The following is a 14433-nucleotide window of genomic DNA, read 5'->3' as shown; positions in this document are numbered from 1 at the left end:
AAATACATTCGTCGATGGCTCAGGTCGATAAATCTGGGTTCAACTTTCCTCCTTCCTTTGTTCGCCTGTCGCTTTTTCCTCAAAACGAGTGAGGGGAATCCAAAACCGGTAAAGCATGTCTTCATAGCTGGGGAGCTTCTTGAATGCTTCATAGTTTTCTTTCATCAGGCGTAGCCGCAATTCCGAGGCCTTCGCATTTCTGATGAAGAACAGCAAACACAATGCAGTCATAATCAATATGGCTCCGGTCAGGCTTAGTAACAGCATGGGCCTCCCTTTGCTATTCCTCTATATTCCCTTGGTAACTTTGTCCGCATCGCCGGTTTTGTCGCTTTTGGCTTTCTGTCCAAACTTTACATTTTTCTTCAGAATTTGAGTGGATGATTTACCTTGTCTACTTCGCTTCGATGAAACCTTTAGAACGCCGTCGGTCAGAACCTGCAATTGCCATTGCCGTGGCTCAGGCACCGAGTCTCCCCACTCATAAACAGCCTGAGTGGTGATTCCTAACGTTTTGGCGACGTTCGCCACCGAACCGAAGTAAGCAAGTACTTCCGCTTTCGTCATAGCTGCCTCCTTACATCGCGCGTTATACAAGCATAATTGTTTTAATAAAGCAAGCATATTTGTAGCAATGCGGGTTACAATGCGGCAAACTACAAAGCTGGCTTGCATATGTCTGTAACCGAAAGAATCGAACAACTACTACTCGAAAGAGGCGTTCATCGCCGTCAGGTAAAGCGGAAAATATCTAACACTTGCGGAGTCCGTTATGAAACCGTACGTCAGTGGTTTAACGGCACCATTGCTGAAGTGGGCGCGAATTATCTTCTGATTATCGCCGACAAATGGGACGCCAACTTTGATTGGCTCTACACGGGCAAGGGCTCGATGGAAAAGCCTAAGATCAGTGAAGAAGCCGCTTCCTATCTGCCCGAGGAAAAAAGGGCGTGGTTAGAATTGTTCGATAACACATCTGATGTCGAGCGTGCTTACATGCTCAATGAGCTGAAAAGGTTCCGTAAATCTATTCAAAATCCATACGAAGGGTTGGAGCCGGCCTCTTTCTCAAAAAAGGAGGAAAAAGTTAAAAGCTGATAAGTTGTTGGCTTTTAACTGAAAGTTGTACTTCCGTCCAAGTCTCTGACTGGCTTTCACTTCAGAGAGTCAGTTTTCCGCCACGAAGCGGGCCTTTCTTCTTACCTGTTCTTAATATTCTGTCTTCTTTTTCGTTTGTTGCGCGATTGTGTCTGCGTTATGAGCGAAAGCGCATCACGCCTACTGTCTTAAGCCTTTAGCGGGGAGTTCAAAGATGCGGGATGAGGGCGAAACCCAGTTGTACTTTTATTAATCATTGTCAATGTAACAAAAAATTTTGGAATTAGGCATGCAAGCTTGTATTAATGCGAGATACAATTTACAAATCTTAACAAAGCTGGCTTGCATATGAGTGTTACAAAAAGAATCGAAAGACTACTACTGGACCGGGGAGTGCATCCTCGGAAAATCAAACGGGAAATCTCCGTCGCCTGTAACGTACGCTACGAAACGGTGCGCCAATGGTTCAACGGAGATATTTATCAGGTGGGAGCAGATTACCTGATCACCATTGCCGACAAGTGGGATGGCAATTTCGAGTGGCTGCGTACAGGCGATGGCCCTATGTATCGCGTGCGTATGGAAGAAGACGGTCCTGTCTATCAACTGCCGCCTGAGAAGCAGGCCTGGTTGGATCTTTACGATCGCACAACCGAGTTTGAGCGCACGTTGTTGGTGTCGGAATTGGATCGTATCCGTCACGCTTTCCGCAAGCCCTCCGGGCCGAGCGTCAAAAGAGGACATAACGGCGCTGCTGTAAGGATTCAGGAAAGCCCCGTCGCATCCTGACGGGTCTTTTTGTCGTCTAAGTCGCATATGCGCGGTTTACAGCTGTAGCGAAGTGGTGCGGCTTTGAATTATTCTGCAGGGTCTCAGGAATTACTGGAGACAGGGCGGCGGCGGGATTGGGCCGCGTCAGAGTGGAATTGACGACAAAGAGGGAAGCGCATGGCGACTATAGTTATTTTAGGCGCGGGCCTGGGTGGAATGCCTATGGCGTTTGAATTAAGGGAAACATTGAGTAAAGACCACCGCATTGTGGTGGTGAGTGATAAAGACTATTTTCATTTCGTGCCGTCCAATCCTTGGGTGGCCATCGGATGGAGGGAGCCGGAAGCCATCAAAATTCCGCTGCAGTCTCCCTTATCCGGCAAAGGCGTAGAATTAGTGGTCGGCGCAGCGCAAAAGGTCGACCCAGGCGCCAACTGCATAGAACTTCATAACGGAGACAGTATCTCCTACGATCATCTCATCATCGCGACTGGTCCCCGTTTGGCGTTTGAAGAGATCCCAGGGCTGGGCCCTGACGGTTATACCCAATCCATCTGTCATATTGATCACGCTATTAAAGCCAATCAGAAGTGGCGCGAGTTTGTTGACGATCCGGGCCCGATTGTCGTGGGTGCGGTGCAGGGGGCTTCCTGTTTTGGGCCCGCATATGAGTTCGCCTTCATTATGGACCGCGACCTGCGTAAACGGCGTATTCGCGATAAAGTGCCTATGACCTTCGTCACGTCAGAACCCTATATTGGTCATCTCGGTTTAGGCGGGGTAGGCGATAGCAAAGGAATGCTGGAGTCGCAATTACGACAAAGACACATAGACTGGGTTTGCAACGCAAAGGTCGAGTCTGTCGGCGAAAACCTCATGACTGTCATGGAAGTGGACGGCGACGGAGAGAATAAACAACGTCGTGAATTGCCCTTCAAATACGCCATGATGCTACCCGCCTTTACCGGCATTGACGCCTTGAGAGATGTGGAAGGTCTGGTGAATCCCCGTGGCTTCGTCGTGATTGATAAACATCAGCGCAACCCAACTTATCCTAATGTATGGGGCATCGGGGTGGCGGTGGCGATTGCGCCAAGGGAAAATACGCCTGTGCCGACTGGCGTTCCCAAAACCGGCTATATGATTGAAAGTATGGCGACGGCGGTGGCGAAAAATATCCAGGCGACGCTCGCAGGCGCTGATCCCAAAGCCGAAGCGACCTGGAATGCGGTGTGTCTGGCGGATATGGGAGACACCGGAATCGCATTTGTGGCGATTCCTCAATTGCCTCCGCGAAATGTCAACTGGATGCGTGAGGGCAAATGGGTGCATGTCGCCAAAGTGGCGTTCGAGAAGTACTTTCTTCTCAAAATACGTAAAGGCTCCACGGAACCTCTCTTTGAACGTTATATCCTGAAAGCTTTCGGCATTGAAAGGTTGAAGGCTCCTTCTTAATCCCGTTATTAGGTTCCGAAAGTCAGCCCGCTAAACTTTTTAACGCTTCACCCTAAGTGGGCGGAGGCGTTTCTCTATGGTTGCAGCGACGGAAGTTGTCCGTAAAAAACGCTTAAATTCCCTGTGATTACGTCTAAAAATAGGAGGGGCCATGTTTAGAAGGGTTACTGCTGCTTTTATTAGCGTTTTGAGCGTCGCCAGCGTATATGCCGACGAGCCGGATCATCCGTTGCTGAGTCGCTATCCGGGCGCATCTGTAAGCGCCTATATGCAAATCGATTATGCGCCGTTTACGATTCCCGCGAGTAAGCTTAGTGGCGAAGGCGAGCCATACGAATATCAGAAACTAAGCTTGAAAGGCGATTTGACCCAGCATTTCTATAGTCTGGAAAACGTCTCCACACTTAAAGTGTATAAAAATTATCAAGCCGCGCTGGAAAAAAGCGGCTTCAAGTCTGTTTATCAGTGTGAGCTGGAGCAATGCGGATCAGCGACGCAGGCGGCTGAACTAGGCGCACTGGTTTCGCCAGGTGATAGCGTTTACAACTATTACCGCAATCCTTACTACATGGTTTATGAGAAGGGTGCCCAAAAGGGTAAAGTCAACGTAGCTTTGTTCATCGGCGGCTATGATGACGAGGTTGCTGTGCAGCAAGTTATCCTTGAAGAAGAACCGCTACAGAGCGACCTTGTCAAAATGGACGTTGAATATCTCGGGGCGCAGCCGCCTGCGACCCTGATGAAAGCTAGTGACCCGGATACCGCGAAGGAAGATCACCCGCTGTTGCCCCGCTATCCTGGCGCCGATTTGCGGCAACGCAAAGTGGTGGATTATGAGCGCATCAGTATTCCGGTTTCCGCACTAAGCGGCGACGACAAGCCATATCAGTTTGAAACTTTGGATTTGGTTGGCGATCTTTCCAGACACTATTACGAACTGGAAAATGTGTCCACTCTGAAGTTGTACGAAAATTATAAAGCGGCGTTGTCTAAAGGCGGCTTCGCTACTGTTTATTCCTGTGAGCTGCAGCAGTGCGGCGACGAGTACAAGTCCTCTCATCTCGGTGGACTGATTTCACTTACAGAGTCCGTCTACAACTACTACCGTAAGCCGTATTTCATTGTGGCGTCAAAAGACGCAGCAAAAGGCAAGGTGTATGTCGCCTTGTTTATTGGTGGTTATGAGGATGAAACGGCAGTGCAGCAGATCATTCTGGAATCGGAAGCGCTTGAGGACGACCTGATTACAGTGGATGTGGATAGCCTGAGTCGTGATATTGACGAGACAGGAAAAGCGCTTTTATACGGCGTGTTTTTTGATACGGACAAAGCCGTCGTCAAAGACGAATCTAAACCTACTCTGGAGGCTATCGCAGGTTTGCTGAAAAAGCGCCCGGAGTTGTTGCTTTATGTGACAGGTCACACGGATGACACGGGAGCTTTTCAACACAACATTGAGTTGTCTTCGGCGCGCGCCAAAGCGGTTGTTGAACGCCTGATAAAGGACTATGGCGTTGCCCAAGCGCGCTTGACTCCTTACGGTGTTGGTCCGGTAGCGCCGGAAGCAGATAACCTGTCTGATGCAGGGAAAAAACGCAATCGTCGGGTTGAGCTGATCCGGCGACTTCAGTAGCGGGGCGGGCCTGTATCGCACTGCTCGCTTAAGAAAAAAAGAGGTCTTGGACGGCCTCTTTTTTATTGGCGTTATGTATTACATTCGACTACTGTCGAGTCAGTGCGTCAGGTTTTGGCGAACGTAGTTTTCAAACTCATTGCAGCCGCCAATGTGTTCTTTGTCGATAAATATCTGCGGCACAGTCAGCACCGGCTTGCCGACGGTTTTCTCCAAATCGGCTTTACTGATGCCTTCCTCGTGAATATCGATGTAGCGGAAGTCGAAATCTTGTCGCTGATCTTTTAACTGCTCTGCAATTTGTTTGGCTCTAACGCAATAGGGGCAACCTGACCGACCAAAAATCACCGTATACATGATTGATACCTCCGGAGAAGTGTGTAAAACAATGCGACATAGATTATACGGGGAGGCGAGTATAGGAAAATTGATAGTTAATAACGTTTTGATTGATTTTTGTTATTGGTCTACGTCGAAATTGTGTCTGTGAGAGGGGAAACCCCGGGCGCGAGCCACCCGGGGGATAGCGTTACTGACGCCAGATGCGAATGCGGCCATTGTCCTCATTGACCGCCAGATTCCAGGCCCCCCCCGCCACTTGGTTTGGCGAACTGAAGTTGGAGTCGATGGCGAATAGCAACTTCCCGTTGCTGCCGCTTGTGGTTCCCACCAATCCGCTGAATCCGTCATGGAATTGCACGCCGGAGTAAGCTTTCACGCCAGCGGATTTGCGTAGTTGAATCAGATTGCGGATGAAGTCGCGCATTCCCCAGTCATACATGTGAGGCCAATACACAACCGGCGTGCCGGGGCTGGAGAGAATGTAGGCGTAAGCCATTTTGCGTTTCCAATCCGGTAGCGCCCAATGATGCTGACCGCCCAGAGGGCCGGGAGAGTAGCCGGTGTCATGATTGTCGACGAATGTGACCGCGACCTCGCGCCATTGGGCGCTGGGGTTGCCGTTGAGCCCGTATCTCCAGTCTGAGATGGAGCCGTTTTGCATGCGTTCTTTCAGGGCGAAGTCGAAGACGGAGCAGTCAGAGGCATCTGTGAAATCTTTCAGTATTTCCTGCCAGCTGGCGCTATGACGCCAGTCCCAGGACGGATATTCGCTGGGACCTTTCCACAGCTCGCCAACGCAATATCCGCTGTCCAGAGAGGCGCTCATCCAGGCGCTGATGCGCTCCGGCGCGTAACCCCGGACAAAGTCGAAACGGAATCCGCCCGCGCTGTAGTTGGTCTTCAGGTTGACCAGTTCATTCTTAAACAGATCGTATACATCCGGGTGGGCGGTGCTGAAATCTGAGCCGCCGTCCATGAATGGGTCGCCATCGTCGCAGGAGCTGCAGTCGGAGCGATAGTAGCCTTGTCCGGAGGGCAGATTGAGGGAGTCATTGCTGTGCCCGCGATCGTGATGATTGGGCACGATGTCGTAGATGACTTTTACGCCTTTATTTTTCAGGGCGGAGGCGGCCTGTTTCAGCTGGCCGTCGTCGCCGTAGCGGCTGTTTTTATCCATATCGGCCCAAAAGTAGCCTTCGCCGCCAAAGCGCGTATCGCTGGACGCTTGCCAGGAAGAGTTGTCCCGCCAGGGTACAGGCATCCAGATGGCGGTGAAGCCGTCTTCGCTGATTTGCTGGGCCTTACTTTGCAGGATGTTGTACCAGTTGCGCTCCGCTGTGCGTACGACGTTCCAGTGGAAACCTTGCAGGATTATCTCGTCGCCGCCGTGAAAGCGGACGCCGGCGCCGCTTTTGCCGGAACTTTCAGCGTTCGCGGCGACTGCGGAAACACCTAACGCAGCGGCGGCCGCACAGGCGATTGCGTGTCGGATGACGAGAGAAATTCGGGTTGGACGATGAACTTTCAACATAATGAATGAGCTCCGGTATTGTATTTTTTCTAAAGTCCATATTGGTTCATCCGTGCGCCAAGCTCGTGGAATTGGCGGCGGCCCTTATGGCCGCTTCGGATGTACGTTACCCTTTGATCATAACCAAGGCGAGCTTGGGACGCTTCCATGCAAATGGGGGATTTACGGGGGGATTTTCAGCGTTTAGGTCCGCCGGCCTACCCCTGTTCGCCAAGGCCGGCGACCCGGCCCTGCGATAAATCGAGGGAAACCCGCCGGGCTTCCACCCGGCTGGATATGCCCAATTTCTGATACACATGTTTGATGTGGCTGCGTACGGTGCTTGGCGCCACATACAGTCGCTCGGCGATGCGTTCATTGCTGCTGCCTTCGCCTATTAAGCGCAACACTTCCCATTCTTTCGGAGTAAGCGCCAGCGCTCTGGCTTGTTCCGGCATGTTGCGCGTTTTCTTCTGTGGCCTGTGCTGACGTTTGGATAGCTCCAACACCCGTTGCAAATGACGGCGTTCGGCGCTGGACAGGCGAGAGTCGTCCAGCAGAAAAGCATAGAAATCCAGTAGCCACTCCGGCGCTTGTAACAAACTGGCGACTGCGCGCATGGGTTCCGCCAGTTGCAGGGCGCGCAACAGGGCGTCACTGGCCTCCTTCTCGTTCCCCAGACGCAGACAGGCCCAGGTTGTAAGAATCTGGTTTTCCATCTCACTCAGGCGCAGACCAAATTGACGAGACTGAGCGGTTAGTGGCAGCAGTATTTGCGCCGCTTCCCGGGATCTGTCCAGGCTGAGTAACGCAAAGGCGAGGTTGCGCGCCCGGCGTTGTTGAAAATGGCTTGGGGCGGGACTGGGTGGGGGCTCAGCGCTCAGCCACTCATGAATGGCGGATAGATTGCGCTGTTGTCGCCAATAACGAAGCTGGATGGATGCGGACAGGGCGCGCCAGTCCGAGTGGCAACGATATTCGCGCATTAATAGCGTATTTTTGCGCAAGTAAGTGTCCGCTGCGCCTGCTTCACCCTGTTGCAGTGCGATGCTGGCTTTCAATGCGTTGAGAGGGACGGCGCAATGGGGCTCAAGGTGCTCGACGATGCGTAGTCCGGCGTCACAATGCTGAGCGGCTTCATGGCATTGCAGCCACTCGATGAGCAGGTCGGCCCGTTGTCGATGAATGAACTCCATGACTGGCGTTTGCGCAAGGTGATGCTCGCGCGCCAGTTGCAAGATGAAGGTTTGCTGTTGATGGCATCCCACCAGATCCCCTTGGTGGCGCAAGACATCCGCCTGTTGTCCAAGCGTCCAGAGCAAGCCGTGCATGGAGTCGGCGGCGCGCGCGGAGGCTTCCGCCTGCATAAAAGCGTCTCGAGCCTGATCCAGCTCTCCTCTGCATACGTGAGTTTCTCCCAGTACAGACAGGGCGATGGCGGCGGCGTTGGAGGCGCTGGAACTAATCGCCAACGCCTGCCGCGCATGATTGTGCGCCGCCTCAATGTCTTCGACCGTGGCGTATAACTGGGCTTTGAGCGCGCTGATTTCTGCGCTGACCCGTCGCCACTGGGCTTCTTCCTGCTGGTCTGGCAAACGTTGTTCCGCCTGGTTGAGCGCTTCTTCCAATGAGTCTGGATCGGCTTGCGTCAGACATACCCAGGCTCTCAGTAGTGCGAGTCTGTTGTCGTTGGCGATGACGGTTTCGGGAAGAACATCCAGACACTGCTCAATGAGACTGAGTCGACCTTGCTCAAAAAGCGACCATCCATGGAGTGATAGAGCTTCGGCGATCAGCATCGGATCGCCTATCTGCAATAGGTGAGTCAGGGCTTCAGCAGTCTGGGCTTTTTGCAGCCACCATTCGTATGCCCTTCGATGCAAGTCGATGATGGTCTGAGAGGTCGCCTGGAGCTGTAGTTGATGACGTAGAAACTCGGCGAAAAACGGGTGGTAGCTGTACCAGGTGCGATATTCATCCAATGGGGCGATAAACATACCGCCTTTCTCCAGGTCCTGAAGCATGCCGAAGCTTTCTTTGTGCTCCGTCACCGCTTGCGCCAGTTCGGAATTAAAACGCTCCAACACACTCGTTTGTAGCAAAAACGCCTGGCGTTCCGGTGGTTGTTTGCTGAGAACTTCTTCCGCAAGAAAGTCCAGAACATGCGTGTGGGCGCCGTTAAAGCGTCTCAGGTAGTCATTGAGTGAATCTTTGGCCGGAGCCGACAACGCAATAATCTGCAAGCCCGCGGCCCAGCCTTTCAAGCGCTGCAACGCCTCCTGCAATGCTTGTGGGTCTTCGACGCGCAGTCCATTTTTTTCATGAAGAAATTGCTGCGCCTCCTCCAGTGTAAAACCCAGCTCGTCAGTTCCAATCTCGTGCAGCATGCCGCGCACGCGCCAGTTCGCTAATCCTAACGGCGGTTCAGCGCGCGTCAGGATAAACAGGCGTAGCGCAGGCGGCTGATGCTGAATCAGAAATCGCAGCGCGGCATGGATGTGTTCGTTATGCACATGGTGATAGTCGTCCAGCACCAAGACGAGTTGTTGATCCAGAGTGCTTAATTCATTGCACAGCTTTCCCGTGAGCCAGATAAGATCATATTCAGACAGCGCGCCTTCAACGCGAGACAGCGGCCCCTGAAGCTCTGGCGCCTGGCGGGACAATGTCGCTACCAGATAGCGTCCGAAAAGAATTGGGTCGTTATCCAATTCATCCAGGTTGATCCAGGCGATCCGTCCTGGCTGACGGCGGCTCCAATGGGTCATCAACGTCGTCTTTCCGAAACCCGCCGGTGCGCGCACGATGCATAAGGGTTTGCTGGCGGCGTCAATTAAGGCGGCTTCCAGACGAGGGCGGCTCAGAACGTGGGAGCCAGTTTGCGGCGGTGAAAACTTGCTGGGAATCAGCGGTCTTGCTTCAGGTGCGTCGCTCGTTGTCATAAGGGTGCTCCGCCGGCGGCCTCTCGCTGGCCGGTACGGCTGTTTATTTTTGTTATAGGCCGCTTTGGTTTTTTATGTGCAACAGGCGTGCGGGTCATGTCGGCGGCGTTATTACCCAGAATGTTATGGGGGTAAAAAATACGGGTAAACAGCCGCTCAAGGGGGGAGGCGGGGGTGAATGGGGGAGTAGAGGTCGTTTTCTTTGGGCGTAGAAAGGGGCGTAGTCTGACGAGGCCTGTTTGGCGGGCCCCGGAGCCAACGCGCAGGCGCTCTGGCGCCATATTAAATTACTAACAATATTGCCTGTTTCGTTTTACACTTGAATGAATAACAGATTACTAAAAGGATCGAGTGGTATGGGAGTTGAATTTCCTTCCGTATACCCGAGGGGACATGTCGCTTCGGGCTATGAATCTGATCCGCGATTTATTGACCTGCGCGCATTCTTGTGTGACGCCGAACGCTGTGAGGACTTGCTTAATTACAATCAATGTCACGGTTTTTTGTTCGGATTAGCCTGTTGCCCTGTTGAAATAGACGAGGAATACTGGCTGCCCGTCGCTTTGGGAGAATGCTATCAGGAAGAACTGTGCCGGGCTGACTCGACAGTGATCGAGGACATGAAGGCGCTGTATCAGGAAATCCGCGGACAAATAGAAGCCTGCGCGTTAACGTTGCCATCGGACTGCCAGTTCAGCTGGGACACTGAGGAACGCCGGAACTTCGAGAACTGGTGCGAAGGCGTTATCCTCGCGGACGAGTGGTTGGGGCCAAATTGGATGCGCGCCCTGGAAATGCTGGCGCAACGCGATCCCGGCGGCTACGAGAAAATGTCGCGGGATCTGGACGACACTATTTCAATTCTGAAAGTCTTTCAGGATGTGGACGCTGCGCTGGAGATTCTGGAGCGCGAAGGCGCATCTCAACAGGATGACTTCCGTGAGGAGTTGCGCGGCGCTCATGAGGATCTGAATGGGTATCTGATGCGATACGCCAAGGCGGGACGGGGCCTGTCCGTTTACTTTCAGCACCATGATCCACTGGTGCGGGAAGAGCCCAAAGTCGGTCGTAATGACCCTTGTCCCTGTGGGAGCGGCAAAAAGTTCAAGAAGTGTTGCTTGTGATTTAACCCTGCGGCCGCCGGATTCCCCGGCGGCGGGGCGGGAAGGTTTAAGGCAGGTACATTTCGAAGACGCCGCCATTCAGTGCGCCGCCATTGCGCAATGCAATCTTGCCCGTTTTGCCTTTCTGCATGTGCAGCTGCGCTATGCGGTGGGCGAAATACAAACCCAGATTAGTGCTGCCTGACTCGAAATCCACTTCTGTCGATAACTGTTCGGGAATTTCCACCATCTTGGCGGGGAACCCCTGGCCGTCGTCTTCGATCGTAATGTAAAGGCCATCCTCTACTGTTCTGGCCGATACTCTTATCTGACTGCGACTGTAGCGAATCGCATTGGCGAGAATGTTGTTCACTACGCCGGACACCAGATCGCTATCAAAATAGCCCGTTAATCTCTCATCACAGTCTACTTCACAACACATGTTGCGAGCGGCGAAGAGTGGAAGGTAGCGCGCCACTTGCTCTTCCAGAAAATCCAGCAGGAAGTGCTCGTCGATGTCTGCGGTCAGCATGTCTGAATCAAGCTTGTACAGACTTAATAATTGCACTAGATCGTTGTTGACCCGCGCAGCTTCGTACTGCAGCGTGGCCATACGTTGGGCGATGGGAAGATCCAGTTCCGCGATTTCGTGATTCACTTCGTCCAGCGAGTGCAGCAACATGCTCAGAGAGTTTTTCATATCGTGAACGCTGGCCGCCATGATAAAGCTGAAGTCCAGTTTGTTTTTCTGTGTCACGGTGTCTTAACCTCGTTGAATTTGCTGGTATCGCTGCAACAGGTGTTGATAGCGTTTGTGCTGCCTGTGTTGCGGCGTCAGTCGTTGCAGCCGACTCAGACACTGCTGCGCGAGCCCCTGATATTCCGCATTCAGTTTGGTCTGTGCGGCGGACTTGATCAGTGTTTGCAGCAGGTTTAGATTCAGACCGACATGCGCCGGTGTAATCGCCATCGCTTCCTTGAATACGGCCACCCCATCCGACAAGGCGCCTTCCTCGTATAGCTGAATGCCTTTTCTATTGAGCTCCCGGGCTTTGATTCTTTGTTTCAGACTGACCGGCTCGTCGCGCAGTTCTTCGATTCGATCTTGCAGTTTCTCATTATCCGGATACTTGGCGGCCAGTTCGGACAGTAGCTGTTCGGCTTCTTTCTCTTGATTCAATGCGTATAACGTTTGCGCCATTTCCAGTGCAATGTCTGGATTATCCTTGGCGGCCTCGTCGAAGTAGGTTTGCGCCTGCTTCAGCGCTTTGGCGCCTTCCTGGGCTTTGCCTTGGCCTGACCAGACTCTGGCCTCGACCATGTGACTTTTCAGCTGTGTCGCTGGATCGTCTTTGTATTTTCTGCGAATGCGGTCAAGGGCTGCGTTGGCCTCCGAGGCCAGCTTTTGGCCTTGTGATGATGTATCGCCTTCCGATAGGTCGGACAGGCAACGGGTGAAGTCCAGATACAGCTCGGGTGATTCGTGGCAGGAATGTTCGCTCAGCTTATTGGTATGCCGATACGCTTTGGAGGCGGTTTCCAGGTCATGCAGCGAGCGGCTGATTTCCGCCAGTTCTTTTTGGCGCAGTAAGGCTCGTGGGGAAATATCCACCGCTTGTTGCAGCGTCCCCTGGGCTTTTTTGCCTTGGCCAATATGACGCTGTGCTTTCGCCAGCCAGTCATAAGCTTCCACTAACAGAGGCTGCTCTTCGATCAGCTCCTCGAATTTAACCGCCGCCTCCTGCGCATTGCCTTCCGCCAACAGCACTTTCCCTAGCCCCAAACGCGCCCAGTCCAGCCGGCGCTTTTGCAGAATATCTTCATAGATCTGTTTGGAGTGCGCCAAGTCGCCGCTGAGATAGTACAGATTCGCCAAGGTTTTTACGGTCCAGGAACGATATTTAGTGTTAGCCTTTAGGTGTTGATTGCATAGAGAAATGGCCTTGGAGTAATCCTCCAGATCAATCGCGCGATTGATATCCGCCGTAGCCTCTTTTTGCTCCATTAACTTATCAAGTCGGTTTTGCAGTATGGATTGAGTGATTGGTTTCGTGATGTAACCGTCAGGCTGGCACTCCAGTGCGCCAAACACCATGTCTTTGGCGGCTTCTGCACTAACAAGCAAAAATATATCTGTATTTTTCAGTAGTTTACGGAAGCGTAATTCCTCCAGTACTTGTTGTCCGTTCTTGTGCTCCCCCATGTTGTAGTCGCAGAAAACCACATCATAGTGCTTGCGTAAGAACAGCTGTACCGCATCTTCGCCGTTGCGAGCGCTGTCGATATCTTCCGCGCCGAGTCGGCGCAGCATTTGTTTGAGTGAGAAGATGAAGTTGTCAAAATCATCGACCAGCAAAAACTTTTTCTTTTGATAGGTCTTGAACAGCATTGCGCTATTTCCCGGCTATTGGCTCACTGAGATGAACTTGGGTTTTCCTTTTATGCAGGCGCACTGCGCAGCAGACATCTTTGATGAAAGCTCAGAAAAACAATCGGTGTAATACCCGCTTTCTAAAGAATTACTTTAAGTAAGTGTAACGGATATTTATTTTCTTGCCTGAAACGAGGGTAGAGGCTTGCGCGATAGGGCCTTGAATGTTGGTGCGCCTGGCAAGGCCTGCAATGATGGGCGAGATTAGGGAAGGAGGAGAAATAATTAGAGGGCGCATTAGCGCCGCCTAATTCACGGTTGCTACCGATTCTGTTACTGACTCTTTGCGTTGTCAGGTTTCTTCCATGATGGCGATCAGTTCGTTCAGAACCTGTCTGGCGGAGTTCACCTCTTTTTGCATCGCTTCGAAGGCGGAATCGAGAGAGTTCAGCTTCAACCCTGTCAGAATGAACACCACGATCATCGCCCATAGCGCAATGCGTAGACGGCTGTTCTGTTTCTTCAGTTCCTCCAGCGGTTTCCAGTAGCGTTCATTTTGTTGCGTCTCCAGTTCGCTGCGCAAAGTAGCGATGCGCTGCTCCACGTGGTCTTCCATTTTCTGCTGACCAGGGCGCAAGGGGACGACTTTACGTGGGACGGTGGGGTGCTCTGTGGTTATGGGCGTTTGGCCGATCGCTTCCGCCACCGTGTTGACGCCTGCTTCCGTACGAGCCAGTTCCTGCTGCATATAAACATGCTCAACAAGCAGGTACAAACGTTCACGATCAACCTGCTTGGTGATGACTCCCGCTGCGCCAAGGGCCTTGGCCTCTTCCTGATATTTCATGGCGTTCTGGGAGGTATACATAATGACGGGAATCTGGTTGGTTTCCGGATTCTGCTTTAACGCTTTAAGTGTCTGGAAACCATCCATGCCAGGCATCAGGTGGTCGAGAAAGATAAGATCCGGGCGTTCTGCGGGAACCAGTTTCAGTGCTTCTTCCCCTGAGCTGGCTTGACGTGTTTTAACGTCCATGCTGTTAAGGACCTTGGCCAGCATAATTCGAGCTGTCGCTGAGTCGTCAACGATGAGAGCGGTTTTCTGAGCCATTTAATGTTCCTTAATCGCCTGTCTTTGCAGCAGGAGCTGGCCTGCTATACGTCGGACGAGAAAGCGTCTCCGACATGCGACGCCGTCCAATAAACTT

At 52.4% G+C, this 14433-nt stretch carries 13 protein-coding genes; 5 read left to right on the top strand and 8 right to left on the bottom strand.

Translation table 11 applies throughout. The annotated features are described in order from the left end of the window. Nucleotides 1–39 precede the first annotated feature (39 nt). Together HCH_RS19280 and HCH_RS33220 are read right to left on the bottom strand one after the other, a co-directional pair. The gene (locus tag HCH_RS19280; RefSeq protein ID WP_011398090.1) at nucleotides 40–267 is read right to left on the bottom strand and encodes a hypothetical protein; all 228 of its coding nucleotides are present in this window, start codon (nucleotides 265–267) and stop codon (nucleotides 40–42) included. 21 nt (nucleotides 268–288) lie between these two features. Beyond that, entirely contained in the window at nucleotides 289–567 is a 279-nt protein-coding gene (locus HCH_RS33220) for a Cro/CI family transcriptional regulator (protein ID WP_011398089.1), read from the bottom strand. Nucleotides 568–675: 108 nt separating this feature from the next. Here HCH_RS33220 and HCH_RS19270 point away from each other — a divergent pair, with 108 nt between their 5' ends. The 4 genes from HCH_RS19270 (at nucleotide 676) to HCH_RS19255 (ending at nucleotide 4957) form a co-directional block, all read left to right on the top strand. Continuing rightward, nucleotides 676–1098, top strand: a complete 423-nt coding sequence (locus HCH_RS19270; protein WP_011398088.1) for a transcriptional regulator — start codon at nucleotides 676–678, stop codon at nucleotides 1096–1098. A gap of 348 nt (nucleotides 1099–1446) precedes the next feature. Then, nucleotides 1447–1887, top strand: a complete 441-nt coding sequence (locus HCH_RS19265; RefSeq protein ID WP_011398087.1) for a hypothetical protein — start codon at nucleotides 1447–1449, stop codon at nucleotides 1885–1887. Between the two features lie 159 nt (nucleotides 1888–2046). Then, nucleotides 2047–3324: an NAD(P)/FAD-dependent oxidoreductase gene (locus HCH_RS19260; protein ID WP_011398086.1), complete on the top strand. Its 1278-nt coding sequence runs from the start codon at nucleotides 2047–2049 to the stop codon at nucleotides 3322–3324. 151 nt (nucleotides 3325–3475) lie between these two features. After that, nucleotides 3476–4957, top strand: a complete 1482-nt coding sequence (locus HCH_RS19255) for an OmpA family protein (protein ID WP_011398085.1) — start codon at nucleotides 3476–3478, stop codon at nucleotides 4955–4957. 99 nt (nucleotides 4958–5056) lie between these two features. Here HCH_RS19255 and HCH_RS19250 read toward each other — a convergent pair whose 3' ends face one another. The 3 genes from HCH_RS19250 to malT all read right to left on the bottom strand — a co-directional run bounded on the left by HCH_RS19250 (nucleotide 5057) and on the right by malT (nucleotide 9751). Next, entirely contained in the window at nucleotides 5057–5314 is a 258-nt protein-coding gene (locus tag HCH_RS19250; protein WP_011398084.1) for a GrxA family glutaredoxin, read from the bottom strand. 172 nt (nucleotides 5315–5486) lie between these two features. After that, nucleotides 5487–6830, bottom strand: a complete 1344-nt coding sequence (locus HCH_RS19245; RefSeq protein WP_011398083.1) for a glucan 1,4-alpha-maltotetraohydrolase domain-containing protein — start codon at nucleotides 6828–6830, stop codon at nucleotides 5487–5489. Nucleotides 6831–7027: 197 nt separating this feature from the next. Next, entirely contained in the window at nucleotides 7028–9751 is a 2724-nt protein-coding gene (malT, locus tag HCH_RS19240; protein WP_011398082.1) for an HTH-type transcriptional regulator MalT, read from the bottom strand. A gap of 323 nt (nucleotides 9752–10074) precedes the next feature. On the opposite strand from malT, the gene HCH_RS33480 reads away from it, so the two are divergent. Beyond that, nucleotides 10075–10875 carry a UPF0149 family protein gene (locus HCH_RS33480; protein WP_085944416.1) on the top strand — a complete coding sequence of 267 codons (801 nt, stop codon included), beginning with the start codon at nucleotides 10075–10077 and terminating at the stop codon, nucleotides 10873–10875. A gap of 46 nt (nucleotides 10876–10921) precedes the next feature. Here HCH_RS33480 and HCH_RS19230 read toward each other — a convergent pair whose 3' ends face one another. The 3 genes from HCH_RS19230 to HCH_RS32560 form a co-directional block, all read right to left on the bottom strand. Beyond that, nucleotides 10922–11611 carry a sensor histidine kinase gene (locus HCH_RS19230; RefSeq protein ID WP_011398080.1) on the bottom strand — a complete coding sequence of 230 codons (690 nt, stop codon included), beginning with the start codon at nucleotides 11609–11611 and terminating at the stop codon, nucleotides 10922–10924. A 6-nt stretch (nucleotides 11612–11617) separates the two neighbouring features. Then, on the bottom strand, nucleotides 11618–13243 hold the full coding sequence (locus tag HCH_RS19225; protein WP_011398079.1) for a tetratricopeptide repeat-containing response regulator: 1626 nt from the start codon (nucleotides 13241–13243) through the stop codon (nucleotides 11618–11620). 334 nt (nucleotides 13244–13577) lie between these two features. Beyond that, nucleotides 13578–14336 carry a response regulator gene (locus HCH_RS32560; protein WP_011398077.1) on the bottom strand — a complete coding sequence of 253 codons (759 nt, stop codon included), beginning with the start codon at nucleotides 14334–14336 and terminating at the stop codon, nucleotides 13578–13580. Nucleotides 14337–14433 lie beyond the last annotated feature (97 nt).

The organism is Hahella chejuensis KCTC 2396 (genome assembly GCF_000012985.1).
In the GTDB taxonomy this organism is placed as follows: domain Bacteria; phylum Pseudomonadota; class Gammaproteobacteria; order Pseudomonadales; family Oleiphilaceae; genus Hahella; species Hahella chejuensis.
The sequence above is the reverse complement of the archived record's forward strand: the minus strand, read 5'-3'. Positions and strand labels throughout refer to the sequence as shown.

What these genes read in the sequence shown, in the direction of transcription:
- HCH_RS19280 (WP_011398090.1), bottom strand. Translation starts at nt 267, where the DNA reads ATGCTGTTACTAAGCCTGACCGGAGCCATATTGATTATGACTGCATTG.
- HCH_RS33220 (WP_011398089.1), bottom strand. Translation starts at nt 567, where the DNA reads ATGACGAAAGCGGAAGTACTTGCTTACTTCGGTTCGGTGGCGAACGTC.
- HCH_RS19270 (WP_011398088.1), top strand. Translation starts at nt 676, where the DNA reads ATGTCTGTAACCGAAAGAATCGAACAACTACTACTCGAAAGAGGCGTT.
- HCH_RS19265 (WP_011398087.1), top strand. Translation starts at nt 1,447, where the DNA reads ATGAGTGTTACAAAAAGAATCGAAAGACTACTACTGGACCGGGGAGTG.
- HCH_RS19260 (WP_011398086.1), top strand. Translation starts at nt 2,047, where the DNA reads ATGGCGACTATAGTTATTTTAGGCGCGGGCCTGGGTGGAATGCCTATG.
- HCH_RS19255 (WP_011398085.1), top strand. Translation starts at nt 3,476, where the DNA reads ATGTTTAGAAGGGTTACTGCTGCTTTTATTAGCGTTTTGAGCGTCGCC.
- HCH_RS19250 (WP_011398084.1), bottom strand. Translation starts at nt 5,314, where the DNA reads ATGTATACGGTGATTTTTGGTCGGTCAGGTTGCCCCTATTGCGTTAGA.
- HCH_RS19245 (WP_011398083.1), bottom strand. Translation starts at nt 6,830, where the DNA reads ATGTTGAAAGTTCATCGTCCAACCCGAATTTCTCTCGTCATCCGACAC.
- malT (WP_011398082.1), bottom strand. Translation starts at nt 9,751, where the DNA reads ATGACAACGAGCGACGCACCTGAAGCAAGACCGCTGATTCCCAGCAAG.
- HCH_RS33480 (WP_085944416.1), top strand. Translation starts at nt 10,075, where the DNA reads ATGAATAACAGATTACTAAAAGGATCGAGTGGTATGGGAGTTGAATTT.
- HCH_RS19225 (WP_011398079.1), bottom strand. Translation starts at nt 13,243, where the DNA reads ATGCTGTTCAAGACCTATCAAAAGAAAAAGTTTTTGCTGGTCGATGAT.
- HCH_RS32560 (WP_011398077.1), bottom strand. Translation starts at nt 14,336, where the DNA reads ATGGCTCAGAAAACCGCTCTCATCGTTGACGACTCAGCGACAGCTCGA.